Source organism: Bifidobacterium cuniculi (genome assembly GCF_000741575.1).
In the GTDB taxonomy this organism is placed as follows: Bacteria; Actinomycetota; Actinomycetes; order Actinomycetales; family Bifidobacteriaceae; genus Bifidobacterium; species Bifidobacterium cuniculi.
On the sequence record NZ_JGYV01000011.1, the window covers coordinates 1 to 24,718 of the forward strand.

The following is a 24,718-nucleotide window of genomic DNA, read 5'->3' on the forward strand; positions in this document are numbered from 1 at the left end:
TTCGAGCTGCTGCTCGCGCGTGGGCTCGACCGGCTTCGTTCACCGACCCCCTTACGGCCGTCCCCGGGGCTTGGCGCGCAACCGCATCGTCCCCGCCTTGCTTCCACGCGGCCCGCCACCGGGCCAGCACGCTCCTGGACGCGATATGCAACCCGGCCATCACCTGGCGCGGCGACTCACCCGCCTCCAGACGGCGTACCGCCTCGAGCTTGGTCTCGTACGCGTACGAACGATGCGTGCTTCCCATATCCAGCAAAGCCTCCTTGCCACAAGCCTCGTACAGGTCCTGCCAAGCACGTGCCACGCCCTGGCCTATGCCCAGTTTCGAGGAAACCGCACCATACTTGAACCCGTACTCGAACAGGACCAACGCCTGCTCACGTACCTCACGACGATACACAACCAAAAGAACCGTCCTCCTATTTCCTGTGTCCAGAAAACGGGGGACGGATCAAAAAACGAGAGATTTCTCAAACACCCACGGACACAGCAGCCAGTCACCACAACCGCTCCTCGACATCATCGCCGATGAATGCCGTGAGATGGCCATTGGACGCCAAGCAAGAACGCGCCTTCATGTCACGGATGTCAAAAGAATAGTCGTCCTCCTCGCCGCGTGCCGACTCCTCGGCAAAGGATGACGCAGTGTAGTCCGCCGCAACCAGGTTTTCACGATGCAGGCAGTCCACAACGGCTTCGTCGGCGTCCTCGTACAGGTTTGGGTTGCCGGCAAGCATCGCATATGCAGCCTGCACGTATTCCACATGTTCCGCCGTGCACTGCGCCCGGTCTTCTTCGTATTTCGATTCCTGTCGGGCCGTTCCCGCAAGATGCAGAGCCTCGATATACAGGCCACTTGGGTACTTCTGCAGCTTGATTTCCCGGTATCCTAGATCCGTCATACACTGGCGATACTGGGCCCAGCTCTGCTCATAGTCGAGGGACTCCATATCGCCGGTAGCAGCCACACGCTCGAGAACGGCGCGCTGGGCAGCCGGAACATCCGGATCCTCCAGCCAGTCCTTCATCACATCCGCCACGGAAGCGCCGATCTTGGCACCATTTTCGGGAATGTATTCACTGGATTGGTCATTGCCGTCGCAGCCCGCCCCAAAACATGCAACGCCCAAACAGAGAACCGACAGAAATGCCCGGACTGCAATGGATTGACCTTTACTCACCCTTAGCCCCATACACTAGCCGAATCGTTATGGTTAGATGCCTTTCCGAAGATGGACACACTCATGTACTGAGTCTTTTTGCTGGTACTTGATTGCAATACACGACCGTCCTGCACCGCCCGAGCCGTGCCAATATACGATGCTTTTTCGCCTGAACGGAAGCTTTCGAAAGTGTCCAGCTGTAATTCCATGACCCCGCAATACGAGTATTGTCGACATATCCAGAAGCCGCACTGGCAGATGGCACAAATACGCCAACAAAAGCCAAAGCAACAATGGTAACGGCAGCCGTACGCTTAAATCTACGCATGAGAAAACCCTTCTATGCCTTCTCCATTAAAGCATATGCCGCATCGGGCAAAAACCAGACAAGCATGATTTTTGCCCCCCTCATATGCTTCGTCTCATATATCAAGACAAGGCGGATTGGTATCTTGCATAATTGGCTCTTCGTGTTTGGGTGTGTAGGCATGTCCCCGAGTCTGCGTTCCGTACTCCAGGACTTCCCGCGAGGGCCCGTACCACGAGTACCGAGCGGAGAACGCAGGTTCAACCCGACTTTTCCACTCGGTGTCCAGGCGCGGTGGTGCATGGTCCCAGAGCTGGCAGGGATCCCTGACAGGCTCCTACACAACCAAATGCGAAGAGCCGTATAATTCACTGCATCGATCAACCACCTTGTCTCCAATAAGGTATCCCCGTCATACCTTGAGCGAATCCAGGCGGATACTGCTGCGGTCGGCGAGCGCGGGATAGTCGGGGCCCAGCCACAGGTCGGCTTCGTCGGGACGCACGATCAGCGGCATGCGGGGGTGCACCGGCGCCATGTCGGCGTTCGCGTCGGTCGTCACCATGGAGAATTCGGCGCCGCGGCGCACGCAGCCGATGAGCATGACGGGCGTGCCGGGCACACGGAAGGCGTAGCGCTGCTTGACCGGCCGGCCGGTGCGTTCGCTCACGGTCGTCTCGGTGCGGTGCGTCTCATAGAACCAGCGGCAGGCGACCAGGCAGCGGCTGTGTTCCATTGCGGCGCGCCACATCGGCTTGTCGGCGCTTTCGATGCGCGTGTTGAAGACGACGTCCTTCGTCCAGGCCGGCGTGAAGCCCCACTGCAGTGGCTGCGCCGTCAGCGTGCCCGCCGCCAGCTCGGGCACGCCGACGGCGGTGTCGAAGTCGGGCACGATGACCGGCGTCGCGCTCTTTGGGAAGACGTCGACGCCGCTCGGCGGCAGTTCGAGCTCAAGCTGCGTCGCCGCGTCGCCGTCCGCCGTCTTCGGTGTCATCAGTTCGTGGATGGCCTGCTCCGCCTGTTCGGCGGTCAATCCGACATAATGTGCGCACATGCCTTCGATGGTACCGGCAGTGTGGCAACCATATCGGCATTCCCGCCATGTGTGGCCGCCGTGCCCCGGTTCCGGGGCATCGCAGGCTGCAGGCATTATCCCACCGGCACAATCCCGGACTTCTCCCCGCTTGGCTCCGTATAGTCACAGGCATGACTACTAAGAACAGCAGCAAAGCACATTCCCAGCTCGAGGTCGTGTCGGCGCCCTACGACTCCGGCGATGGGGCGCCGGCGCCGGCCGGCACGGCGATGACCGTGACCGCCGACCCGCAGGCCGCCCAGCTCCAGTCGATGCAGCTCGACCACCTCAAGGAGGAACTGGCCGGCCTGCGTCAGGAACAGGCGCTGCAGGGCAAGCGCATGGACGACGTCCGTCGCCAGATCAAGGAACTCGAGAAGATGCAGGAGGCGGCCGGCATCCCGCCGCACTCCCGCGCCTGGAACATCACCGACACCGCGCTCTCGTGGACGCTCATCGGCTGCGCCGCGGGCACGCTCATTCCGATCTTCCTGGTGCTCTTCGGCATCATCGGCGCCAATGAACAGCCGATTCGCTGGGTGTCCTTCGGACTGGCGGGCCTGGCGGTGGCCGGTGCCGTCTTCAGCTGGATGTTCGCCCGCAAGCTGCCCAAGTCGAAAGCCGCCTCAATCGTGATGCTCGGCGCCGTCCTCATGCTCGGCTTCGCGTGGCTGATCTGAGGGGCTCGACTGCCGACTTTCGTCTGACAAAGCGTGTATGGGTGACACGGAATGTCAGACGAAGAGGCGCTTTCGTCTGACAAAACGTGTAACTCATACACGTTTTGTCAGAGAAAACAGCGATGATGCTGAAATCAGCCGCGGATTGCGCACGGCTCCCGCTGAGGATGCATGGAGGCGCCGTAAGGCAACGGTACGGCACAAATACTGCATCCCGCATCTTAAAAACAAGAAAACCGTTGGAATTCCAACGGTTTTTCAAGAGCGGATGACGGGAGTCGAACCCGCCTTTAAAGCTTGGGAAGCTTTCGTTCTACCGATGAACTACATCCGCGGGCGTGCTTGCACGCGCACGCTCAGCCACTATACCACATGGGCGGCCGGATGCAACCACGCTCAGTCCATCACTTGCGGCAGCAGGGCGGCGATGTCACCCTGCGGTCCGATGCCTTCCGGCACTGCCGGCGACACCTCGGCGCTGTCATAGTTCATGCGGACCAGGGGCGAGCCGGTCACCTCGGCCAGCCGCTCGAAGGGCCAGCGGATCCAGGTCGGCGTATTATAAGCAGCACGGTCGGATGGTCCGCGATGCCCTGCGCGAACTCGAAATAGCGGCGCTGCGCCGCATACCAGTCGTCATCCTGCACGAAGTCGCCGTCCACGCGCAAGTGCATGGCCATGGGGCCGCCGCAGGTCGGGCACATCGGAATGAGCGACGGATCCGAGATGCGCGTGCGCTCGCCGTGGCCGGTATCCTCCTTGATCGAGGCGAAGATCTCGCGCACATCGTAGCCGTTCGCACACTGGATGTGCGCGTAGTCGCCCTGCGGCGTGAACAGGCGGTCCGGCGAGAAGCCGGCCTTGAGGAACTGGCCGTCCGCATTCGTGGTGATCACGAAACAGTCGCGATCCTTCGCCCACGCATACAGTTCCTCGTACAGCGGCAGCACCGGCTGCCCCAGGTTGTTCACGGTGGCGTGGTGCGCCCAGTAGGCCCAGCGGTCCGCGTCATCGGCGAAGGGGTAGAAGCCGGCGGAGTACATGTCCGTCATGCCGTACCGCTCGATGAACGCGTGCATGTGCCTGCGGAACCGCTCGCCGCCGTAGTTCAGTCCCGCACCTGCACCGATCAGCACGCGCTTGGCGCCCTTGAGCTCCTCGCGCGCACGGTCGATCAACGCCTTCGCATCCTGTTTGTCCATCGTCTGGCCTATGGTCCGCTCCCCCTCGACTCGTCGTATCTTTACATGATTCTTTACGTCGGCTTGCCCCGTCGGAGGCATCGCCGACGGGGCGTCCCGCATCTACCCGAGCAGCCTGCGGTAGATTGCCTCGTCCTCGTCCGAGAACACGTCGAACACCACCTGCCGCAGCGGCTTGTCCGCGTCGTCGGCGTGCGCGTCGACCAATGCCAACCTATCCCTGGATTCGTTCACGATACCGCCTTTCCTGCTTGTGGTTCCGACGGCACAACTACTGCTGCCATCCCACGAGATTTTGTTCAGAAAAATGAACAATTTCTCGTGGGATGGCACTGCGTGCCTTACTTGCGCACGACGCTCAGGTGCTCGCGGATGTGGGCATCCGGAGTGCCCGTACGTTCGGCTTCGTCGACCATCGCGAGGGCGTAGTCGGCGTAGCTGATGACGGACTCGTCACGGTCGTTGGTGGTCAGCTCGTCGCCGGCGAGGATGCACTCGCCGGTGCGCTCGCCGTCGGCCTGGAAGTCGGCCGCCGGGGAGATGTAGGTCCACTCCACCTCGTCGCCGTTCTTCTCGAGCTCGTCGAACTGCGCGACCTGTGCGGAGGCGAGCGGCTTGAACTCGTCCGGGAAGTCCGGGGTGTCCACCAGGCGCATCTTGCGCTCCGAGTCGACGTACAGGGAGCCGGCGCCGCCCACCACGAGCAGGCGCACATCGGCACCCTTGAGGATGTCGACCAGGTGCATGAGCGACTTGACGTGCAACGGCAGGGCTTCCGGGGCCCAAGCGCCGAAGGCGTCGATGACCACGTCGAAGTCCTTGAGGTCGTCGGTCGTCAGGTCGAAGAGGTCCTTCTTGACGACGTGCTGGGCGACCGTGTCGTTGGCGTCCTCGCGGACGAAGGCAGTGACGTCGTTGCCGCGGTCCACCGCCTCCTTGACGACGAGGCGACCGACACGACCGTTTGCTGCCACGACTGCAATCTTCATTGGTGTTCTCCTTGGTGCACGCTGGGCGTGCCTTGGTTTAGCTGTCTGTCTTTGTTGTAACCTTTCGTGTTACAACTTGTGGTTACACCATAGCACACCAGGCGACGGCACGGAGAAAACGCTGCCGCCCTTCATTGTAATATCAACAGTTACATCTGCGTGTCGAACAGCTCACGCTCACGCGTCCACGGCCGCCACCAGCGCCTCGACGAGCGGCACCAGCAGGTCGTTGCGGCCGCACGCGTCGGACAGCACGGTCACGACGACGCCGCTCGGCCGACCGTCGAGTCGCTCGAGGGCGTCGTCGCCGGACAGCACGATGCCGCCGTCGTTGAGCGCATAGAAGCCGCCCTCGCCGTAGATCCAGCCGCCCTTGGAATAGACGAGGCGCTCCGGTTCGGCTTCGGAGATGACGGAGTTGAGCGAGTCGATCATCTGGTCGGCGAGCCAGCCGCGCGCGCTGGCGTCGGCGGTCGCGCCGCGCATCGGCTTGGCGGCGAACAGATAGTCGGCCGTCATCGTCCACATGCGCGCCAAGTCGAGCGCCGTGAGGTCGCCGTAGTAGCCGATCTGCGTGTCCGCGATGCCGCTGTCGGCCGCCCATTGGAGGAAGGGCATCCGCCCGTAGGTGGTGTAGAGGGTGTCGTAGGCGTCGTTGTCGGAGACGTGCAGCGTGTTGGCGATGAGATTCGCGAGCATCAGGTTGTTGCCGCTGGCCACGGTGCCGAGGTCGATGGTGCCCGTCTGCGCCAGGGAGACGATGTACGGCGCCTTGATGGAGGACGCGGAGTAGCGCTCGACGTTGCCCTCGGCGCTGAGCACGCCGCCGGTGGACAGGTCGACCATGACGAAGGAGACGCCGTACCCTTGGTCGGTGATGGCTTGGACGGCCGCCTCGATCTGCGCGTTGGCTTCGTCGGACAGCTCGAGGCCGAGGGTGGCGAACTCGCTGTTGCCGTCGACGGCGTCGAGATTCTCCAGCGCGAGCTCGGTGACGCCGTTGAGCGTGAGCTGCGTCGGCGACGGCGACGGGGTCGGCGACGCACTGGCGGTCGCGGCGCTGTGCAGCATGGTGGGGTCCTGCTCCTGCCCGGACGCCGGCTCGGCGACGATCTGCGAGGCTGCGTAGTGCGGGAAGAGGATGGCGCCGCCGACGACGAGCGCGCTGACCACCAGGACCATGACGACGGCCATGAGGACGGTCTTCCAGTGGCGGATGGCCCGTTCCTGTGCGGCGATGGCCGCGTCCAGCTGTCGGTCGCTCATGGCTGGCAGCTGCGCCTGTTGCCGACAATGCCCAAGACGCACGATTCACCTGCATTCCGTACGCCACCGGGAGACGTGGCGACTGGTACCTATACGAAAAAAGGGGAGGCTGCGCACACCTTTGCAGCCTCCCTTATCCTAGCAGCGCCACCGACTTCGCTGCCGGCGCGACGACCTATTCGCCGCGCGCGAGACGGCGGAAGTCGTCGGGTTCGATGACCTTCTTGTGTTCGCGGCCCTCCTTGGCGCCCTCGGCGCGCTCGTAGGCGTCGATGCGCTTCCAACCGGCGAAGTCGATCGGGCGGATGCCACGCTCGGCCAGCAGGCGGTCGATGGACTCGGGGTCGCGGTCAGGGGCCAGGCGCGCGTTCTCCTTGTTGGCGGCGAGGTCCTCGAGCATGGCGGTCACAATCATGAGCGCGTCGGACTTGGTGGAGCCGATGAGGCCGACGGGGCCGCGCTTGGCCCAGCCGGTGGCGTAGAGGCGCTCGCGCACTTCGCCGTTGTCATGGGTCTCGGTGATGCGGCCGTCGCCGTTCGCGTTGGCCAGGTGGGCGCCGCGCTCGTCGTAGGCGATGCCGGGCACGCTTTCCGGCTGGTAGCCGATGGCGTGGTAGACGGCCTGCACCGGGTAGTCGGTGAATTCGCCGGTGCGGTGCATGACGCCGTCGGCGCCGGTCTCGGTGCGTTCCACGCGGATCGCGGCGACCTTGCCGTCCTCGCCGAGGATCTCGGTGGGTGCGCTGTTGAAGTGGATGTAGTACTTGCGGTCGGCGGGGTTGCCCTCGAAGTCGACGTCGCCGTCGTCCTCCATGTCGAGTGCCATGTCCTGGATGGCGAAGAGCTCCTCCACCATCTGGCGGGTGAGCTTGTCCTTGCCGGCTTCCTCCACGGTGTCCTCGTCGAGGTCGAAGTCGTCCTCGTCGATGACGAGCTGCACGCCGGGCAGTTTCTCCATCTCGCGCAGTTCCTGCACGGAGAACTTCGCCTGGGCGACGCCACGGCGGATGAACAGGTGCAGTTCCTTCGCCTTGTTTTTCCCGATGCCCTCGTAGACGTTGTCGGGGATGTCGGTCTTGGCCTTGAGGTCGTCGGCGTTGCGCATGAGCTCGCGGGCGACGTCCATGGCCACGTTGCCGCCGCCGATGACGGCGACCTGTTCCGCCTCGAGCGGCCATTCGCGCGCGCCCGTGGGGTAGCCGTCGTACCATTCGACGAACTTGGCGGCGCCGTACACGCCGTCGAGGTCGGCGCCGGGGATGCGCAGCGGCTTGTCCTTGACGGCGCCGGTGGCGAAGAGCACCGCGTCGTAGCGCTCCAGCAGGTCCTCGAGCTGGACGTCCTTACCGAACTCCACGTCGCAGTAGAGGTGGATGTTCGGGTTGTCGAGCGTCTTCTCCAGGGCGGAGGCGATGAACTTGATGGACGGGTGGTCGGGCGCCACGCCGTAGCGCACCAGGCCGAAGGGGACAGGCAGGCGCTCGAAGAGGTCGATGCGCGCCTCGGTGCCCAGGCCCAGTTCCTCGCCGAGCTTGGCCAGCTGGCGCAGGAAGATGTCGGAGGAGTAGACGCCGGCCGGACCGGCGCCGATCACTGCAATACGAAGTTGGGATTCATCAGTCACCCCAACAGGGTACCGCATTCCGTTGGAAATATACAGGTTCACCACGCGTATTGCCGCCAATGGGACGCATCCGGGATCGCTCGTACACGTCTGCTGACCACCGCGACAAGCAAGGCCGCCAGCAATGCGCACAGAAACAGCAGCAAGCTCCGGGAAAACCCTGCGGAGGGAATCAGGAACCCCACAATGGCACTCGTGAACATGGACAGGAACTGAGACGGTATTCCCACGGCGGTGGAAACACGCCCCTGCAGATCGATAGGCGTCTTGGCGAAGATGAATCCCATCGCCATCGCGTTGAACAGGGGAAATGCAATGAACGCAAACGCCGAACAGGACAACAACACCAGGTAGGACTGCGACCACAGCATCGGCACCATGGATACCCCATAGCAACACAGTGATGCGACCAAGACGCGTCCGACCCTGGCGGTCTTGGACAGACGCGTGGCAATCAGAGAACCGATAATGAGCACCACGCCGGTGGCCGTGTCCACGTAACCGATGCGCAAGGCGGATACGCCTTCGCTCATCAATTGCATCTGCACGCAGTACTGCATGCCTGACGATGCGAAGCTCATCAGGCAGGCAACGGCAACCAACAACAAAAGGGTCCGTTGGTGCACGACCCAGATCCAGCCTTCCTTGAAGTCCTGCCAGAATCCCTGACGGGACGGCTTCTCCTGGGTACCGTCTTCCCTGCAAGCCCGGCTGGCAGGGAAGACGGTGACACCGCTGAGCAGGAAGCAAGCAGCCATCACCATGAAGGGAAGCCAAGGGGTGAAACCATAGAGCAGACCGCCCAGGGGCGAACCTGCCACGACAATGGTCGCGTCCCTTCCTTCATTGACGCTTCTCGCCTGGGCATAACGACTTTGTGCAACAATGGAGCGCAACATCGCATCCGTGGCTTTCCCCAACAATCCATTGGCACTGGCGAGCACGCACACCACCATCGCAAACAACGGGAACGTCAGGCGCGCAATCCCAGCAGGACGGCAATGGCTCCGTAGCCGATCATGCCAATCACACCGTTGAGCGCCACCAACATCCCGCGTCGATGACGATCAATCACGGTACCGCCGAAGATTGCACAAACCTGCTGCAAGACCAAGGACATCGTGCCCAATGTTCCTGCAGCGGCCAGCGAACCGGACAGAGCGTATCCCGCCAAGGGAACCACCAAGCCCTTTGCCGCCAGACCGACCGCTGCAGCGGTATCCGACGTAAACCACCAGCGATATGCCGCATTCCTCAATAGACTGGGATATGCCCTGCTCGCGCCTTGCATATCTCCTTGGTGTTCTTGCACCGCCTCTTCTTCGATTTCCATCATCAATCACCTTGCTTCTTAGGGCAACCACGGGAAAGTTTGCATAATCAGGGCAACATGCCGTCTGCCGCTCGAATCGGAGCGACCTTGCGCAATATGCCGCCAGCGTTGCATCACCGCATCAAGTTCCGCATTCATGGCGGTGAGCTCTTCAACGGTGAGGCACACGGTGCAATCCTCGTTCATGGACGCCTCACGCCATTGGGCAGGCTCCGTATCACGCACAGCCAAGTACCGTCCGTACACTTCCCGGTAAGTATTGGACACTGCCTCAAGGTATTCTCCGACCGCTGCGGTATCCTCCTGAGCTGCCTGCGGCGGCGACATGGCCTGCCCCACGGCTTCCCACCAACTGGTACGGCCATCCTCGGGATGTTGCACTTTCCTGACCAATCCGGCCGATTCCAGTAGCCGCAAGTGATAGCTGACGGAGCCGGAGGCCAGATTCAACGACTTGCATATATTCCCGACACTCATTTCCCCTCGTACGCGCAATGTGGCCAGAATACGCATGCGCGACGGATTGGCAAGCGCCTGCATGGTGGAGGCGTCATGGAGGACAACCACGTCATCCTTGTCGTCGTTCATGTCATCCGTCTGCACGTGCGGCGACGTACTCGCATCCTGCATATCCTGTCCGTTCATGTGTCGCATAAGTTGAAGGCTAACATCCGAATGACAAGTTGTGCATTTTTTCCGCAAGCGAATTTGCAAAATTATCATTGCAAAAGTATTTTTGCAGATATCCGGACCGCCCGGATCTTCACCGAAAGGATTCCCATGAACAACAGTCATGAAAAGCATGAACCCATCGAACTGACTATGCCGGCCTCTGACCTGCTTGACCAGATCTTCGACATCAACGGTATCTGCTGAGCAAGCATACATATCTTCACAAGGGTAAGGCTGTCAGATTGCTGTATTTTACCCTTCGTCCCTCTCTTCTCCTTATCCCCGCAACTGACGCGCAAGCATTGCTTTCCACTGCCTTCAGCCCAGCGCAGGATAATTACGATACTTATGAAGAAATGGGCCTGCTCACTTCTCTCACTGCCCAACAGGAACTGCAACAAATTATTCATCAGTTCAAACAGGGGACGCCAGGGACGAGAATTTTCGCTCTCATGCCCACCTCCTTGTGCAATATGTGCTGCTCATACTGCGGCCAAAACAACTGCGCACTTCGATTTTCCGCAAATACCGCAGCATCAATCCAAGAGAGAATCAAGGTCGCCCTATCACAGCCCAATCTTGAGGCCATTGAAACACGTTGGTACGGGGGAGAACCCCTGATGGCGTACCACGAAATACTTCGCCTTTCGCATGAGATCATTCCCGCTGCAAGAAAGCATGAACTGAAATATCGCGCCACAATGTCTACTAATGGTTCTCTCATGACGTACAAACGACTCCGTTGTTTGTACGATGAAGCATTGCTACGTAGCTTGGTAGTTACCATTGATGGTTATGGCAATTATCATGACACCAGCCGCGTCATGAGAAGCGGACGCCCTACATATGAATGGATTACCCGGGACTGCCCCATGCTACCCGTTTGCGGGGGATCATGCCCAAAACGTTGGCACGAAGGAGTCGGTAATTGTCCAGCATACGCCAGGCAGCTGCAACTACGGTTGGACCTTCTGGCACAGTCCTATGGATTGGAGAGGGCTGACTAACCATGTAACTCCACGACAACGGCAGGCAATACTGCCAATCGGTCATCAGCAGATTCGATTCCACCCGTATAATTCTCTGCGGCCGCCACATCGTCACTCAGTGCATGAACCCCTTCGCCAGGCGCTTCTTCTCCGCGGTGAAGGGCGGATAGCGGAAGTCGGGGTCGACGAAGGCGGCGTGGTCCATCACGCCCTTGTAGTGCGTGAAGGCATCGAAGCCGACCTTGCCATGGTAGGCACCCATGCCGGAGTTGCCCACGCCGCCGAAGCCCATCTGGTCGTTGGACAGCTGCACGCAGCAGTCGTTGACGGCGCCGCCGCCGAACTGCAGCTCGCCGATCACGCGCCGCTTGACCTCCTTGGATGCGGTGTACACGTAACAGGCCAGCGGATGCTCGAAACGGCGGATCGTCGCGAAGGCATCGTCCAGGTCACTGTAGGTGAGCACGGGCAGGACGGGGCCGAAGATCTCCTCGCCCATCACCGGGTCGTCGAGCGTCACGCCGGTCATGATCGTCGGCTCGATGCGCAGCGTGTCCGGGTCGCCGTGGCCGCCGACGGCCACGCGCGCAGCCGGGTTGTGCTGCTCGATGAGCCCCATCACGCGCTTGTAGTGCTTCATGCTGACCATGTGCGGCCAGATGGGGCTGTGCAGCGCGTCGCCGTCGTACCATTCATTCCAGGTGTCGGCGATGGCGGCAAGCAGGTCGTCGGCCACGTCCTCCTGCACGAGCAGGTAGTCGGGGGCCACGCAGGTCTGGCCGCTGTTGACGGTCTTGCCCCAGGCGATGCGCTTGGCGGCCACCTTGAGGTCGGCGTCGGAATGCACGATGCACGGGCTCTTGCCGCCCAGTTCGAGCGTGACCGGCGTGAGGAACTGCGCGGCGGCGGCCATCACGACCTTGCCCACGCGCGGGCTGCCGGTGAACATGATGGAGTCCCAGCGGGTGGCGAGCACCCAGTCGTTGATGTGCGGGCCGCCGGGGATGGCGCACACGAAGGTCGGGTCGAAGACCTCGCGCGCCATGCGGAACATGATCGCCGCGGTCGCCGGCGCTTCGCGCGCCGGCTTGAAGGCGACGCAGTTGCCGGCGGCGATGGCGTCGACCATGGGCACGAGCGTCAGCTGCAACGGGTAGTTCCACGGGGCGAGCACGAGCACCACGCCGTAGGGGTCGTGGTAGACGGTGGAGATCGACTTGAACATGCTCACGGGCGACGGCACGCGCTCCGGTGTGGCCCAGGCGTCCACCTTCTTGAGGCACAGGTCGATTTCGCCGTACACCATGCCGAGTTCGGTGATGTACCCCTCGTAGGCCACCTTGCCGAGGTCCTGCCACAGCGCCTTGAGCACGTTCGTCTCGTGTTCCTTGAGCCACGACTTCATGTCGCGCAACGCCTGCTTGCGATGGGCGATGTCGCGCGTGGCGCCCGTGAGGAAGTACGCGCGCATGGCCTCGGCCTGCGCCTGGATGGCCTCCAGCGAGGTGAAGGTGCCGGGCTGGTCGGTGGAGGTCGGGGCGCCCTCCCCCGCTGCCGGCTGGTTGGATGCCGGTTGCCTGCTCGGTTGTTGGGTGGTCGGCTGCGTACCGGCCGTGGTGGCGTGCGTCGACGACGATGTGCTCACGATGCCTCGATTCCTTCGATGACCTGTCGATGCGGCGGCCGAAGCCGCCATCTGGCAGTCATTGTAAGGAGGAATCGCCGGGAATGGCCGTCCGCTAGGCCACTGGCACAACGCCTCTCTCCCGGCAGGGAAATCCCTCATTGTTCCACGAATTCTTGGAACCTCTACGCGAGGAACGACCATGGAAGCGCCGGCCGAACCGGCCTCAGTCCCGGTCGAACATCGCCGTCAGCGCCCACAGGATCGACACGACGTCAATCGCCTCCTGCAGGAACGCGCCTACGACCACGGGAATGAGGTTGAACGCCGCGCATACCATGCCGATGATCGCCAGCGTCAGGCCCGTCACCACCGCCTGCAGCATGATCCGCTTGGTGCGCCGCGCGATGGCCACGGCCTTGGGCACGCATGCGATGTCGTCGTCCATGATCACGACCTGCGCGCTTTCCGAGGCGGCGGTGGAGGTGCCGTCGGTCATGGCGACGCCGATGTCCGCGACGGCCAGCACGGGCGCGTCGTTGACGCCGTCGCCGACCATCATCGTCACCGGCCGGTGCATGGATTCGCCGAGCAGTTTCGTCATCACGCGGTCCCACCACGGGTCGGGACCGGCCGCCGCCTCCCGGGACGCCTGCTCGACGGCGCTGACCTTGTCCTCGGGCAGCAGCCCGTAGCGTACGTCGGTGATGCCCACTTCATTGGCGACGATCATGGCGGAGGCCTGCTTGTCGCCGGTGAGCATCGTCAGGTCGTCGATGCCCATGTCGTGCAGCCGGCTTATCGACTTGCGCGCGTTGGCGCGGGGGATGTCGCGCAGCACGATGCGCGCGACGAGCGTGCCGTCGATGGCGATGTACGTGGCCATTTCGTCGGGCGCGAGCTGCGTGGGCCACAGCTTGGCGGCGTCGCGGTCCGCCTGTGCCATGGCCTTCTCGTTGGCCTCGGCTTCCTTGGCGTTGTGCGCGGTGGCGGAAGCGATGGCCTGGCCGGTCACGTAGGCGTAGCGGCCGACAGTGATGCGGCGGCCGTCGACAGTGCCGGAGACGCCCTTGCCGGCGTCCTCGACGATGTTGCCGACGACCGGATAGTCGACGCCCGGGTCGGGCAGCTGGCGGCCGGCGGTCTGCGGGTTGCGTCGGCCGGGCTGTGCGGACTGCGGCATGCGGTGCAGCCGCACCATGGCCTCGCGGCCGGCTTCGGTGATGCCCTTGGCGAGCACGTGCACGGAGTAGCTCTCCACGACGCCTGCCATGAGCAGGATCTCGTCCTCGCTCAGGTTCGCGGGCGCGGACTTGGCTTTCTGCACGCCGACGACGCGCGGCTGCTTAACGGTGAGCGTGCCCGTCTTGTCGAAGAAGATGTGGGTGACGCGGCCGAGGTTCTCGAGCACGTCCTGCGCCTTGATGAGGATGTTCGCCTTGGCGAGCCTGCCGGTGCCGGCGACGTAGGCGACGGGCGCAGCGATGAGCAGAGGGCAGGGGGTGGCGAGCACGAGCACCTGGGCGAAGCGCAGGGGCGTGCCGGAGGCCGCCCATGCGATGCCGGCGATGAGGAAGGAGATGACGGTGAAGGGCACGGCGAGCATGTCCGCGGTGCGCACGACGGCGGCGCGCGACTGCTGCGCCGAGCTGACGAGCTTCATGATCTGCTGGTACTGCGAGTCCGCGGCCAGCGAGGTCGCGCGGATCATCATCGTCGTCGACCCGTTGATGGAACCGGAGAGCACGTGCGCGCCGGAGAAGACGGTGCGCGGCACGGGCTCGCCGTTGATGTTGCTCAGGTCGAGGGTGGCGGAGCCGGACAGCAGGGTGCCGTCGACCGGCACGATCTCGCCGGGCAGCACGATGAGCACAGAGCCGAGCTTGACGTCGGCGACGGGCACGGTGACGAAGTGTCCGTTGCCCGCGTCGATGTGCTCGCCGCCGGCCGCGGCTTCCTCGATCTGCTGCTGGACTTCGCGGAAGCCGTCCTCGTCGGGCTGGCCGTGGTCGCCGTTGACGCCGGGCAGCGTGATGACGTGCGCCTGCTGCGGGGCGCCCTTGATGAGCGCGGTGAGGTTGCTGCTCGCCTTGGACTGCGCATAGGATTCGATGGCGTCACCCGAAGCGACCATGAGCGTGACCGCCCACGCCGCCCAGTACTGCTGGACGAGCACGGTGGAGGCGAGTGCGACCACGGCGAGCAGGTCGACGCCGACGTGGCCTTCCTTGATGCTGGCGACCATCTCGCGGATGGAGTCGACGATGGTCCAGGCGACGAGCGCGATGACGATCCATTCGCCTACGCCGGGGTCGAAGGCGCCGGGGATGTGGCCCCAGGGACGCCATGTGGGGATGAGTGCCAGGGGGATCACCGCCACGAGGACGATGGGCAGCAATGGCACTTGCCTGCAAAGATCGATGATTTTCCTCATCGCATCTCCTTACGGTCGGTATCGTAACCGCGCATTGGCATGCGCGGGTGCAATTCACGCCTTGTTTTTAGGGTCCCACCGTTGCGATCCGCGGAGCGGATTGCACTCGATACACGGCGTAAAAAGATTGCTTGCTGTATTCAGTTATGCCCGGCCCAGGGGTCGGACGGACTCTACGGTAGCATCCGCATGGGAAATCGGGGCGAGGGGTGGCCCGAGGGGTTCCCATGCGGAAGGGGGATGGATTCCTCAAGGGCTTATAGAAATCTCTCGTTTTTTCGTGACATTTCTAGGACGCGGGCCGCTTGGGCGGCTCGCCCTAGAAATGTCACGAAAAAACGAGAGATTTCTCAGGGTTCAGGTGGGTCCGGGTGGCCCGGACCGTTTTGGACTAGCGGTTCTGCTGCTGCTCCAGCCACTCGCGGAACTGCTGGTAGTAGTCCTGCTGGTCCTGTTCCTGCTCTTCCTCGCTGCGGTTGGTGCCGTTGACCTGCGCCTCGGCCTGGTCAAGCTTGACGTCGACTTCCATGGTCTTGCCGTCGCGCACGATGGTCAGCTTGGCGGTGGAGTCCATGGCGGCGGCGCGCACGAAGCCGAGCAGCGAGTAGTTGTTCTCCACGGAGACGCCGTTGAAGCCGATGATGGCGTCACCCTTGCGGATGCCCGCCTTGGCGGCGGGGCTGTTGTCGTTCACGGACTGGACGATCACGGCGTCGCGGGTGGCGCCGTCCACGCTCACCTGGCCGGTCGTGATGGTCACGCCGAGGGCCACGTGCTCGACCTTGCCGTTCTGGATGATCTCCTGGGCGACGCGCTTGGCGAGGCTGGAGGGGATGGCGAAACCGATGCCGATGGAACCGGCGGTGTCGGAGCTGGTGGCGGTGGTGGCGATGGAGGAGTTGATGCCGATCACCTGGCCGGCCGCATTGAAGGTCGGGCCACCGGAGTTGCCCGGGTTGATGGCGGCGTCGATCTGCACGGCGTTGGTCACCACGGTGCTCTGGTCGTCGCTCATCACACTCACCGGGCGGTTGAGTGCGGAGACGATGCCGGTGGTGGTGGTGCCGGTGTAGCCCAGCGGGTTGCCGATGGCCATGATCGGCTCACCGACCGCCAGGTCGTCGGAGTCGGCGAACTCGGCCACGTTCAGGTCGGACGGCGCGTTCTCGATCTTGAGCACGGCCAGGTCGGTGGTCGCGTCGGTGCCCTTGACGGTGGCCTTGTAGATGTCGCCGTTGCTCAGCGTCACGGTGATCGACTGGCCGCCGGAGACCACGTGGTTGTTGGTCAGCACGTAGCCTTCCTTGTTGATGATCACGCCGGAACCGTCGGCCTCGCCGTCGGCGAGCGTGGTCTGGATGGACACCACGGAGGAGGAGACCTTCTTGGAGACGGCGACCCAGTCCGGGGACTCGGAGCCGTCGACCACGGCGGTGCCGTTCGAGTCGGAGCCCGAGGACGTCAGGCTGGAGGAGCTGCCGGCCCTGGGGATGTTCACCCAGCCGCTGGTCAGCGCCATGTAACCCAGGCCCAGGCACAGCGCGGCGGTGACGATCGCGGAGACGACGCCGACGAGCACGCCGTTGGCCTGGCGCGGTTCCGGCGTCTTCCCGGAGTCGCCGTGGTCGCCGTAGGGCGGCCAGTTCGGCACCTGTCCGCCGGTGGGAGGCACCTGGCCGGTCGACTGCTGCGGACGCGCGCCGGCAGGCATCTGCTGATGCTGTCCCTGGTTCTGGTTCTGGAAAGGCAAGCCGAAGAGCGGCGGCTGCTGGCTCTGGTTCTGCGGCGGGACCGGCGGCTGCGATGCGGCGCGCTGCTGTTCGCGCACCTGCTCGGGCACCGGGCCGTACGCGCCGTACTGCGGCGCCGGGCGGTACGGGCCGTCGGGAGACTCCGCGCTGTCCTCGCTGGTGTCGTAGGCGGGATCGACGTCCTGGCCCCCGGTCGCGTGCGACTGCACCGCGGTGTCGGACAGCGGCGGCAGTGCCTGGGTGGGGGCCGTCGGGCGGGTGGCGCCTTCGGTCGAACGTGCGGTGCCGTCAGTCGGCTCGTTGTCGTGCGTCGGGTGCAGGACATCCGTCGGGTACACGTCATTCGTCGACGGCGCGTCGTCCGCAGGCTGCTGCCTCTGCGGATCGGACTGCCATGAAGTCTTGTTTTCGTCGGTCACGGTCTCTCCATTCAAAGAGGTACGGTTCATGTCCTTCTGCTCCCAGTATGGGCGCGCCGCGCGGTCGAGGTACGCGCGTGTATGCCATCGGAGGAAGCGCTGGGACCTAGTTAAGGAAACTTTTCTGGAGGTTTCCTGAACGTTTGCAGAAAGATGATGGCGAATTTTCCGGTGGCACCGCCAGTGTTTCAGTCTATGATTCGCCCCATGCTCCATCCACCGATGCGCACCCATGCCCTTGCTTCCGTGTTTCATCCACCCATTCGCCCCCGCCCTGCCTCATCCACTGGTTCATCCATGCCGGCCCATCCGGGAACCATCCGTTTGCGCGGCATTCCGTCTGCCGGATAGACGGCGGTCGACATTCATGGCATTCATGAGTCGTGACCGGGTCACAACTCAGAACTCACGACTCACAACCGCCAACCATCGGGCGGGGACGGCACTGGCCTAGAGTGGGGGACCATGACCAGTCTTCTCGAGCATCCACGCGGAGCGGCACCCGGACAGCCGGGCGACCGCAGCGCCTTCTCCTTCGAACAGCACGTCCGGCTGCCCGACTCCCCCACCGGCAAGGGCCGGGGCGGGGCGCGCTATGGGCGTACCGGCATCATCCACACGCCCCACGGCGACATCAAGACGCCCGCCTTCGTGCCCGTCGCCACACAGGCCGCCATGAAGGCGGTGCTGCCCGAGCAGATGACGCAACTCGGCGCGCAGTGCCTGCTGTCCAACGCCTTCCACCTCTTCGAACGCCCCGGCCCCGACGTCCTCGACAAAGCCGGCGGCCTGGCGAAGTTCATGAACTGGGACGGCCCGACCTTCACGGACTCCGGCGGATTCCAGGTCATGTCGCTGGGCGTCGGCTTCAAGAAGACCCTCGCCATGGACGTCACCGGCATGAAGTCGGACGACGTGATCGCCAAGGGCCACGACCGCCTCGCCTTCGTGGACGAGGACGGCGTCACCTTCAAGTCGCCGCTCAACGGCAGCCTGCACCGCTTCTCCGCGGAGATCTCCATGGGCATCCAGCACCAGCTCGGCGCGGACATCATGTTCGCCTTCGACGAGCTGACCACGCTCATGAACACGCGTCGCTACCAGGAGGAGTCGGTCGAGCGCACCTTCCGCTGGGCCAAGCGGTGCGTCGCCGAGCACCAGCGGCTCACCGCCGGGCGCCTCGGCAGGCCGTACCAGGCGCTCTACGGCGTCGTGCAGGGCGCCAACTACGAGGACCTTCGCCGCCGCGCCTCCGCGCAGATCAGCTCGCTCGACTTCGACGGTGTCGGCATCGGCGGCGCCATGGAGAAGCGCATCATCGGCGACATCTGCGCCTGGATCTGCGACGAGATGCCGGAGGAGCGGCCCCGCCACGTACTCGGCATCGCCGCGGTGGACGACATCTTCGCCTGTGCGGAGAACGGGGGCGACACCTTCGACTGCGTCGCCCCCGCGCGCTGCGGCCGCAACGGCGCCATCTTCACGCGCGACGGCCGCTACAACATCAAGCGGGCCGCCAACAAGTACGACTTCGGCCCCCTCGAGGAAGGCTGCACCTGCTACACCTGCACGCACTACTCGCGTGCCTACGTGGACCATCTGCTGCGCTCCCACGAGATGAACGGCTTCACCCTCGCCACGATCCACAACGAGCACTTCTTCGTCACGCTGCTCGACGAGATCCGCGCCTCCATCGACGGCGGGTACTTCGACGAGTACCGCGGCGAGACTCTCGCGCGTTTCTACGCGAACGGCTCGAGGGGTTGAGACCGGCTTCTTCCGGCATTCCGCGCATGAGTTGCCCGGAATGCCAGGCAAGGGGCGCGGCCGGCGCCCCATAGGTGTAATATATTCAATTACAACGATCCCCACCGACCGCCGGCCAACCCGAAAGGAACCCCATGCGCGTGTCCTCACGCTTCCCCATCGCCGTACATACCCTGCTGTGCATTACCCAGTTCGAGCATGAGAGGAAGGTCACGTCCACCTTCATCGCCGACAGCGTGAACGTCAACCCGGTGATCATCCGCAAAACGCTCGGCGAGCTCAAGGCGGCCGGGCTGGCACGCGTGGACGCGGGCGTCGGCGGCGCCCACCTGGCACGCCCGCTGTCCGACATCACCCTGCTCGACATCCTCCGGGCAGTCGAAGGCCCGGACGCAAAGCTCTTCGGCTTCCACGACAATCCCAACCCCGCCTGCCCGGTCGGCCACAACATCCACGCCGTGCTCGACGGCCACCTCAACGCCACCCGGCACGCCTTCGAACGCGAGCTGGCCGGCACCACCCTGGCGGACCTCAAGCAGCGCCTGAGCGAACTGACCGCCTGACCGCGACACGCCCGGATTGCACCATAGGCGTTTATGGTGTAAGTTTGTCGCTTGTCTGCGAGCGTGGCGGAATGGTAGACGCGCTGTCTTCAGGTGGCAGTGAGCGTATGCTCGTGCGGGTTCAAGTCCCGCCGCTCGCACCACGAAAAAGGGCTGGATTCCAATGGTTTCCAGCCCTTTTCCATATCCGGGCCACGGCCACGCGGACCGTCGGCTCCCCTTCGCGGCGCGCACACGCCGCATTTCGCCTCTCCACACCCCTCCTCCACGTCCTCCACGAGCGGAACAGTCCCAGGGACCCCATCGCATTGGACAGCCGCACCCTCCCGTTTCCAAATAATCCGCCAATCGTATCGGTAATTGTACGATTCGATAGAAATATTTCTCTCTCAAAGTATCTTCCAATGGCAAAAAATCCGTTTCAGCGGTAAACCAGCCTCGTACACTGTGGTCAATCCTTGGGCTCCGGGCAACGGAACCCTTGGAGATATTGGGTTTTCGCAACCGATGTCGTACCGTCCGGCAGGCCATGAGGGACTGTCGGGCATTACACTCACCCCTTCGCGCGGGGCGAGTGCCGGCAGCCGCCGACACGCATCCCGTGCCACTACGGAAAGGATGACCATCATGGGTTGGATTTGGACGCTCATCGTAGGAGCAATCATCGGCGCCGTCGCAGGTGCCATCACCAATAACGGACATTCCATGGGCTGGATCGCCAACATCGTCGCAGGCCTCGCCGGCTCCGCCTTGGGCCAGGCGCTCTTCGGCAACTGGGGCTGGCACCTGGGCGGCATGGCCGTCATCCCGGCCCTGCTCGGCGCCATCATCGTCGTGGCCGTCGTGGCCTTCATCATGACGAAGGTCTTCAACAAGGCGTGACCCGATTCGCCACGCACTGCGACATCGCATAGACGAACACCCATCCCGTAGCCAAAGAGGGGCGTGGTCCCGGCATCCGCCGGAGCCACGCCCCTCGCCAATGGTGCCATCGTCACCGGTACGTTCGCCGCTGTCGTCGTGGCGGTACCAACACCCGGCCGGGCACTCCGCCCCATGCCGCCTGCCGGGCGTTGACGACGGCGCGGCCGTAGCAGGTGCGGATGGGAAGGGCCTGAATTTTCCGTCCGCATCCCTTAAGGGCGCAATCGCGCGGGACCTTGCCGGTTCCCGTACTGTCAAAGGTATTGGTTCATCGATCAACTGAAAGGATGAACACCATGTTTTGGATTTGGACACTTATCGCAGGGGCAATCATCGGAGTCGTGGCGGGCGCCATCACCCACAACGAGGGATCCATGGGCTGGATCGCCAACATCGTCGCAGGCCTGACAGGCTCTGCGCTCGGACAGGCGCTCTTTGGCGCCTGGGGACCGAGCCTCGGCGGCATGGCGGTCATCCCCTCCATCCTCGGCGCCATCATCGTGGTCGCCATCGTCTCCCTGGTCCTCACGCACATGAGGAGCACCAACCGGACCCGCACCAGGGGCTGATTCCCGGCCCGCGCCCATCACCAGCGACGGAACGCCACTCGCAAGCCCCGCCCGGCACCGCACACGCCGGCCGGGGCTTGCTTCGTCTGACATTTCGTGCATGAGGTACACGGAAAGCCAGAGGAAGCCCTCTCTTCCTCTGGCTTTCCGTGTACCTCATGCACGAAATGTCAGAGGAGGAGGCGGAAACGTCGACCACGGAACCCTGAGAGATGGAGATCCCATGCGCCCGCAAAACCGCCATGGCACGTAGCGACAATCCGCTGCGGCAGCGGGACTCCTACGCGCGCACGCGGCCGATCAGCACCTCCGCCTCGATCGTCAGCTCATGCACCTGCGCCAGGTCCACCTTCCCCAAGTCCGCGTGGAAGAGCAGCGGGGTCATGCGCGCAAAAGACTGCACGTCCTCGGGCGGCATCGCGACGGTGCGCGAGACCAGCCGCCGGTCCACCACGTCGAATCCCTGGGCGAAGCCGGCGAGCACGTCGTCGTTCGCGTAGTCGGCGTGCCGCAGCTGGTCGCGGGCGGCCTCGCGCAGCTGGATGTCGTGCCTCGCGCCGGGCACAGCCTTGACGACCAGGCCGCCGGGCGCGAGCACACGCGTGAACTCGGCGTGGTTGGCGGGCGAGAAGATGTCGAGCACGCAGTCGATCGACCTGTCGGCCAGCGGCAGCTGCGCGAGGTTGCCCACGAACCAGCGGATCGCGTTGGACGTGTCCTCGCGCGCGGCGAGCTGCACGCAGTCGCGCGAGATGTCGAAGGCGAGCACGTCGCGCGACGGGTCCGCCGCCTGCACGGCCCGCGCATAGAACCCCTCCCCGCAGCCGGCGTCGAGCACTCGGCGTGCGCCGCTCTCCCCCACCGCCTCGAGCACGGCGTCGCGGATATGGTCGTAGTAGCCGGCGCGCAGGATCGCGCCGCGCGCCAGGAAGGACCCGCGGTCGTAGTACGCGGACTGCCGCGCGCCCGGCGCGAGGTTGACGTAGCCCTGGCGGGCGATGTCGAAGGTGTGCCGGTTCGCGCACCGCAGGCTGGTGCCGTCGAGGGACAGCAGCTCGCCGCAGACTGGGCAACGGAAATAACGGTCGGCGTCGGCGAAGCGCGCCAGCTTGGCAGGACTCATGCGCCCGATTCTAGCGGCTCAGCGCACCAGGAAGGTCATGATGAGCAGCAGCGCGAATCCGGCGAGGTCGGTGGGCACGAAGACGGCGCCGGTCCACCACACCGCGGTGATGGTGGCCATGACCGGTTCGATGGTGCCCAGCATGGTCGCGCGCATGGAGCCGATGCGCACCACGCCCGCCATGAACAGCCAGAAGGCGAGGAAGGTGCCGGCGACGATGGTGAAGGCGAGCAGCGCCCAGCCGCGCGCGTCGAGGACCGGCCAGGAGCGCCACGGCTGCACGAAGCCGAGCAGCAGCAACCCGGAGAGCAGGAAGGTGATGCCGCTGACCACGAAGTTGCCGTACCGTGCGATCAGCGCGACGGGGATGATGGCCAGGCACGCGCAGGAGAAGGCGTCGGCCAGTCCCCACAGCAGTCCCGGCAGCGGCAGGGACAGCGACAGGCGGCCGCCGGTGGCAATGAGCCACACGCCGACGAAGGCGAGAGTGACGCCGACCACCTCGCGCATGCTCGGATGGCGGCGTCCGCGCACGCACACGTATGCGAGCACCATGAGCAGGTTGACGGTCTGCAGCACCGTGGCCGTGCCCGCGTTCGTCCAGTGGATGGAGAAGAGGTAGGCGACCTGGACGAGCGTGACACAGGTGAGCGCCGTCCACAGGTAGCGCGGCCAGTCGCGCACGCTGGTGACGGCGTCGCGCAGCACGTTCGGGGTGCGGATGGCCGCGCAGGCCAGGAAGATGAGCCCGGCGACGATCTCGCGCACGCAGGCCAGCCACAGCGGCGCGATGGCATAGTCCTCCATGAGGATCTTGGAAACCGACCCGTTGGCGCCCCACAGGGAGCCGCCGACGAGCACGCAGGCGATGCCGACGGCCATGCGGCGCGGCGTCTGCTCGACCTCGCTCATGGCAGCACGCTCACGCTTTCGTCGGACTGCAGGAACTGGAAGACTTGCCGCAGGTAGGGCGCCATCGTGCGGTTGGGCATGGAGAAGACCTCGTGCAGGCTGTCGGCGATGCGCACGGTGCGCAGGTGGCCACCCGCCTGGTTGACGCGCTGGGCGAAGCGGTCCTGGGCGCCGTTGCGCACCCAGGTGTCACGGCCTGCCTGGAAGAGCAGGGTCGGCGTGGCCATGTGCGCGCAGTCGTCCTTGCGCAGGACGGCGTGCGACAGGCGCACCGCCTGGCGCACCCACTCGTCGGTGGCCGCGCAGGTGCGGTAGTGCGTGTCCGCGTTGCGCAGTTTCTGGAACCATTCGAGGCGTGCGGCGCTGGCGCCCCGTTCGCGCGACCAGTCGACGACGGGGCTGAAGGGACGCTGTCCCGGCGCCATCGCCTTGGGGTGGCCGAAGTCGCAGGACAGGCCGCAGACGGTGGCCGCCAGCCAGTTCGGCGCGCCTGTGTTCGCCCTGATCATGGGCGAGGAGAGTACCGCGCGATCCACGATGCCCGGGTAGCGTTCGAGCATGGCCGCCGCGATGCCGCCGCCCATGGAGTGCGCGAAGAGGTACAACGGTCCGTCGCTGGCCTGTGCGCGGCCGATCTCCTGCGTGAAGGTGGCGAAATCGGCCACGTAGCGGCGCCAGTCGTCGACGTACACCAGCTGGGGGTCCGCGCAGTCGCGCTGCGAGTAGCCGTGGCCGCGATGCTCGAGGATGCACACGGAGAAGCCGGCGAGCAGGAAGTACCAGACGAGTTCGGCGTATTTCGCGGCGAACTCGGAGAAGCCGTGGGAAATGACGACGGTGCCGTGGTCGTGACGGGAGGCGCCAGGCACCTCCAGCCCCTGGAAGCGTGCCACGTCGTAGGTCACCCAGTGCAGCCTGCCCAATGGCTCGATCCGTCGCAGCGGCCGGCCCCGCCAATCGCGGGTGGCCGGCTCCATGAAGCCTTCGGTGCGGCAGGTGCGGATGGCGGGCAGGATCCAGGTCGCCATGGCGTGCTGGAAGTACCCTTCGTCGATCATCGCGATTTCCATGTGCCCCAGTGTATCCGGCGCACGGCCCCTCAGCCATCTGCGGGTTGTGCACTCATAATCGGGCAGATGCCCCTGCACCATGCACAAGTTGCAGGAACATCTGGCCGGTTATGAGCGCACAACTGCAAGATAGGCCGCTATCCTGCAGTTATGCGTTGTGACCGGGTCACGACTCCGGGGATAGGCAATGAAAATGGCCTATGGGAGCAAACAGTTCGTGGTTGTGTGTTATGCCCCGGTCACAACGCACAACCACGGAAGG

General features: G+C 64.1%; 24 protein-coding genes and 2 tRNA genes. 8 read left to right on the top strand and 18 right to left on the bottom strand.

The features are described from left to right. The 3 genes from BCUN_RS07110 to BCUN_RS07120 all read right to left on the bottom strand — a co-directional run. Positions 1 to 400: helix-turn-helix domain-containing protein (locus BCUN_RS07110; RefSeq protein ID WP_156100140.1), on the bottom strand; the 400-nt coding region annotated here is incomplete at its 3' end. Between the two features lie 97 nt (positions 401 to 497). Next, entirely contained in the window at positions 498 to 1,181 is a 684-nt protein-coding gene (locus BCUN_RS07115; RefSeq protein ID WP_152598222.1) for a hypothetical protein, read from the bottom strand. 701 nt (positions 1,182 to 1,882) lie between these two features. Further along, positions 1,883 to 2,524, bottom strand: coding sequence for an SOS response-associated peptidase (locus tag BCUN_RS07120; protein WP_033518501.1), 642 nt, complete (start codon positions 2,522 to 2,524; stop codon positions 1,883 to 1,885). 152 nt (positions 2,525 to 2,676) lie between these two features. On the opposite strand from BCUN_RS07120, the gene BCUN_RS07125 reads away from it, so the two are divergent. Then, the gene (locus BCUN_RS07125) at positions 2,677 to 3,225 is read left to right on the top strand and encodes a hypothetical protein (RefSeq protein ID WP_152598223.1); all 549 of its coding nucleotides are present in this window, start codon (positions 2,677 to 2,679) and stop codon (positions 3,223 to 3,225) included. A 263-nt stretch (positions 3,226 to 3,488) separates the two neighbouring features. Here BCUN_RS07125 and BCUN_RS07130 read toward each other — a convergent pair. The 9 genes from BCUN_RS07130 to BCUN_RS07160 all read right to left on the bottom strand — a co-directional run bounded on the left by BCUN_RS07130 (position 3,489) and on the right by BCUN_RS07160 (position 10,227). After that, positions 3,489 to 3,559, bottom strand: a tRNA-Gly gene (locus tag BCUN_RS07130). A 178-nt stretch (positions 3,560 to 3,737) separates the two neighbouring features. Continuing rightward, positions 3,738 to 4,427, bottom strand: a complete 690-nt coding sequence (locus BCUN_RS07135) for an SIR2 family NAD-dependent protein deacylase (protein ID WP_051920902.1) — start codon at positions 4,425 to 4,427, stop codon at positions 3,738 to 3,740. Between the two features lie 102 nt (positions 4,428 to 4,529). Beyond that, positions 4,530 to 4,661, bottom strand: coding sequence for a hypothetical protein (locus BCUN_RS12910; protein ID WP_274518382.1), 132 nt, complete (start codon positions 4,659 to 4,661; stop codon positions 4,530 to 4,532). Positions 4,662 to 4,768: 107 nt separating this feature from the next. Next, positions 4,769 to 5,416: an NAD(P)-dependent oxidoreductase gene (locus BCUN_RS07140; RefSeq protein ID WP_033517143.1), complete on the bottom strand. Its 648-nt coding sequence runs from the start codon at positions 5,414 to 5,416 to the stop codon at positions 4,769 to 4,771. A gap of 177 nt (positions 5,417 to 5,593) precedes the next feature. Beyond that, complete coding sequence (locus BCUN_RS07145; RefSeq protein ID WP_051920903.1) at positions 5,594 to 6,682, bottom strand: serine hydrolase; 1,089 nt, start codon at positions 6,680 to 6,682, stop codon at positions 5,594 to 5,596. Between the two features lie 175 nt (positions 6,683 to 6,857). Continuing rightward, positions 6,858 to 8,324 (bottom strand): FAD-dependent oxidoreductase, encoded by a 1,467-nt coding sequence (locus tag BCUN_RS07150; RefSeq protein ID WP_420796470.1) that lies wholly within the window; start codon positions 8,322 to 8,324, stop codon positions 6,858 to 6,860. 20 nt (positions 8,325 to 8,344) lie between these two features. Next, positions 8,345 to 9,250 carry an MFS transporter gene (locus tag BCUN_RS11480; protein WP_160257647.1) on the bottom strand — a complete coding sequence of 302 codons (906 nt, stop codon included), beginning with the start codon at positions 9,248 to 9,250 and terminating at the stop codon, positions 8,345 to 8,347. Between the two features lie 29 nt (positions 9,251 to 9,279). Further along, entirely contained in the window at positions 9,280 to 9,642 is a 363-nt protein-coding gene (locus BCUN_RS11485) for a hypothetical protein (RefSeq protein WP_051920905.1), read from the bottom strand. A 15-nt stretch (positions 9,643 to 9,657) separates the two neighbouring features. Beyond that, a complete protein-coding gene (locus tag BCUN_RS07160; protein ID WP_160257646.1) occupies positions 9,658 to 10,227 on the bottom strand; it encodes an ArsR/SmtB family transcription factor in 570 nt (189 codons plus the stop codon). Here BCUN_RS07160 and BCUN_RS12565 point away from each other — a divergent pair. Then, positions 10,192 to 10,515 carry a hypothetical protein gene (locus tag BCUN_RS12565; RefSeq protein WP_160257645.1) on the top strand — a complete coding sequence of 108 codons (324 nt, stop codon included), beginning with the start codon at positions 10,192 to 10,194 and terminating at the stop codon, positions 10,513 to 10,515. The two genes, BCUN_RS07160 and BCUN_RS12565, sit on opposite strands and share 36 nt — an antisense overlap. A 152-nt stretch (positions 10,516 to 10,667) precedes the next feature. After that, positions 10,668 to 11,318: a radical SAM protein gene (locus BCUN_RS12975; RefSeq protein ID WP_081895607.1), complete on the top strand. Its 651-nt coding sequence runs from the start codon at positions 10,668 to 10,670 to the stop codon at positions 11,316 to 11,318. A gap of 97 nt (positions 11,319 to 11,415) precedes the next feature. Here BCUN_RS12975 and BCUN_RS07165 read toward each other — a convergent pair whose 3' ends face one another. The 3 genes from BCUN_RS07165 to BCUN_RS07175 form a co-directional block, all read right to left on the bottom strand. Further along, the gene (locus BCUN_RS07165) at positions 11,416 to 12,945 is read right to left on the bottom strand and encodes an aldehyde dehydrogenase family protein (protein WP_238552348.1); all 1,530 of its coding nucleotides are present in this window, start codon (positions 12,943 to 12,945) and stop codon (positions 11,416 to 11,418) included. A 205-nt stretch (positions 12,946 to 13,150) separates the two neighbouring features. Continuing rightward, on the bottom strand, positions 13,151 to 15,358 hold the full coding sequence (locus BCUN_RS07170) for a heavy metal translocating P-type ATPase (RefSeq protein ID WP_033517137.1): 2,208 nt from the start codon (positions 15,356 to 15,358) through the stop codon (positions 13,151 to 13,153). Positions 15,359 to 15,749: 391 nt separating this feature from the next. Beyond that, a complete protein-coding gene (locus BCUN_RS07175) occupies positions 15,750 to 17,528 on the bottom strand; it encodes a S1C family serine protease (protein WP_051920906.1) in 1,779 nt (592 codons plus the stop codon). 465 nt (positions 17,529 to 17,993) lie between these two features. Here BCUN_RS07175 and tgt point away from each other — a divergent pair, with 465 nt between their 5' ends. The 5 genes from tgt (at position 17,994) to BCUN_RS07200 (ending at position 21,351) form a co-directional block, all read left to right on the top strand. Then, entirely contained in the window at positions 17,994 to 19,295 is a 1,302-nt protein-coding gene (gene tgt / locus BCUN_RS07180) for a tRNA guanosine(34) transglycosylase Tgt (protein WP_033517132.1), read from the top strand. Between the two features lie 134 nt (positions 19,296 to 19,429). Continuing rightward, on the top strand, positions 19,430 to 19,858 hold the full coding sequence (locus tag BCUN_RS07185) for an Rrf2 family transcriptional regulator (RefSeq protein ID WP_033517130.1): 429 nt from the start codon (positions 19,430 to 19,432) through the stop codon (positions 19,856 to 19,858). Between the two features lie 57 nt (positions 19,859 to 19,915). After that, positions 19,916 to 20,001, top strand: a tRNA-Leu gene (locus BCUN_RS07190). A 484-nt stretch (positions 20,002 to 20,485) separates the two neighbouring features. Next, on the top strand, positions 20,486 to 20,740 hold the full coding sequence (locus BCUN_RS07195) for a GlsB/YeaQ/YmgE family stress response membrane protein (protein ID WP_034258526.1): 255 nt from the start codon (positions 20,486 to 20,488) through the stop codon (positions 20,738 to 20,740). A gap of 338 nt (positions 20,741 to 21,078) precedes the next feature. Next, on the top strand, positions 21,079 to 21,351 hold the full coding sequence (locus tag BCUN_RS07200; protein ID WP_033518864.1) for a GlsB/YeaQ/YmgE family stress response membrane protein: 273 nt from the start codon (positions 21,079 to 21,081) through the stop codon (positions 21,349 to 21,351). Positions 21,352 to 21,631: 280 nt separating this feature from the next. Here the strand turns inward: BCUN_RS07200 and BCUN_RS07205 are convergent, their stop codons facing one another. From BCUN_RS07205 to BCUN_RS07215, 3 genes are read right to left on the bottom strand one after another with little or no spacing between them, the layout of a single operon-like run. Next, on the bottom strand, positions 21,632 to 22,474 hold the full coding sequence (locus BCUN_RS07205) for a putative RNA methyltransferase (RefSeq protein WP_033518045.1): 843 nt from the start codon (positions 22,472 to 22,474) through the stop codon (positions 21,632 to 21,634). Positions 22,475 to 22,492: 18 nt separating this feature from the next. Further along, positions 22,493 to 23,386: a DMT family transporter gene (locus BCUN_RS07210; protein WP_033518047.1), complete on the bottom strand. Its 894-nt coding sequence runs from the start codon at positions 23,384 to 23,386 to the stop codon at positions 22,493 to 22,495. Beyond that, positions 23,383 to 24,456 carry an alpha/beta fold hydrolase gene (locus BCUN_RS07215; RefSeq protein WP_033518049.1) on the bottom strand — a complete coding sequence of 358 codons (1,074 nt, stop codon included), beginning with the start codon at positions 24,454 to 24,456 and terminating at the stop codon, positions 23,383 to 23,385. The genes BCUN_RS07210 and BCUN_RS07215 overlap by 4 nt, the downstream gene beginning before the upstream one ends. Between the last annotated feature and the right edge of the window lie 262 nt (positions 24,457 to 24,718).

Coding starts and splice junctions, on each gene's coding strand:
- BCUN_RS07185 (WP_033517130.1), top strand. CDS start 19,430: ATGCGCGTGTCCTCACGCTTCCCCATCGCCGTACATACCCTGCTGTGC.
- BCUN_RS07210 (WP_033518047.1), bottom strand. CDS start 23,386: ATGAGCGAGGTCGAGCAGACGCCGCGCCGCATGGCCGTCGGCATCGCC.
- tgt (WP_033517132.1), top strand. CDS start 17,994: ATGACCAGTCTTCTCGAGCATCCACGCGGAGCGGCACCCGGACAGCCG.
- BCUN_RS07150 (WP_420796470.1), bottom strand. CDS start 8,324: ATGCGGTACCCTGTTGGGGTGACTGATGAATCCCAACTTCGTATTGCA.
- BCUN_RS07160 (WP_160257646.1), bottom strand. CDS start 10,227: ATGAACGACGACAAGGATGACGTGGTTGTCCTCCATGACGCCTCCACC.
- BCUN_RS07140 (WP_033517143.1), bottom strand. CDS start 5,416: ATGAAGATTGCAGTCGTGGCAGCAAACGGTCGTGTCGGTCGCCTCGTC.
- BCUN_RS07135 (WP_051920902.1), bottom strand. CDS start 4,427: ATGGACAAACAGGATGCGAAGGCGTTGATCGACCGTGCGCGCGAGGAG.
- BCUN_RS07120 (WP_033518501.1), bottom strand. CDS start 2,524: ATGTGCGCACATTATGTCGGATTGACCGCCGAACAGGCGGAGCAGGCC.
- BCUN_RS07205 (WP_033518045.1), bottom strand. CDS start 22,474: ATGAGTCCTGCCAAGCTGGCGCGCTTCGCCGACGCCGACCGTTATTTC.
- BCUN_RS11485 (WP_051920905.1), bottom strand. CDS start 9,642: ATGATGGAAATCGAAGAAGAGGCGGTGCAAGAACACCAAGGAGATATG.
- BCUN_RS12975 (WP_081895607.1), top strand. CDS start 10,668: ATGGGCCTGCTCACTTCTCTCACTGCCCAACAGGAACTGCAACAAATT.
- BCUN_RS07195 (WP_034258526.1), top strand. CDS start 20,486: ATGGGTTGGATTTGGACGCTCATCGTAGGAGCAATCATCGGCGCCGTC.
- BCUN_RS07125 (WP_152598223.1), top strand. CDS start 2,677: ATGACTACTAAGAACAGCAGCAAAGCACATTCCCAGCTCGAGGTCGTG.
- BCUN_RS07215 (WP_033518049.1), bottom strand. CDS start 24,456: ATGGAAATCGCGATGATCGACGAAGGGTACTTCCAGCACGCCATGGCG.
- BCUN_RS07200 (WP_033518864.1), top strand. CDS start 21,079: ATGTTTTGGATTTGGACACTTATCGCAGGGGCAATCATCGGAGTCGTG.
- BCUN_RS12565 (WP_160257645.1), top strand. CDS start 10,192: ATGGAGGACAACCACGTCATCCTTGTCGTCGTTCATGTCATCCGTCTG.
- BCUN_RS07170 (WP_033517137.1), bottom strand. CDS start 15,358: ATGAGGAAAATCATCGATCTTTGCAGGCAAGTGCCATTGCTGCCCATC.
- BCUN_RS07145 (WP_051920903.1), bottom strand. CDS start 6,682: ATGAGCGACCGACAGCTGGACGCGGCCATCGCCGCACAGGAACGGGCC.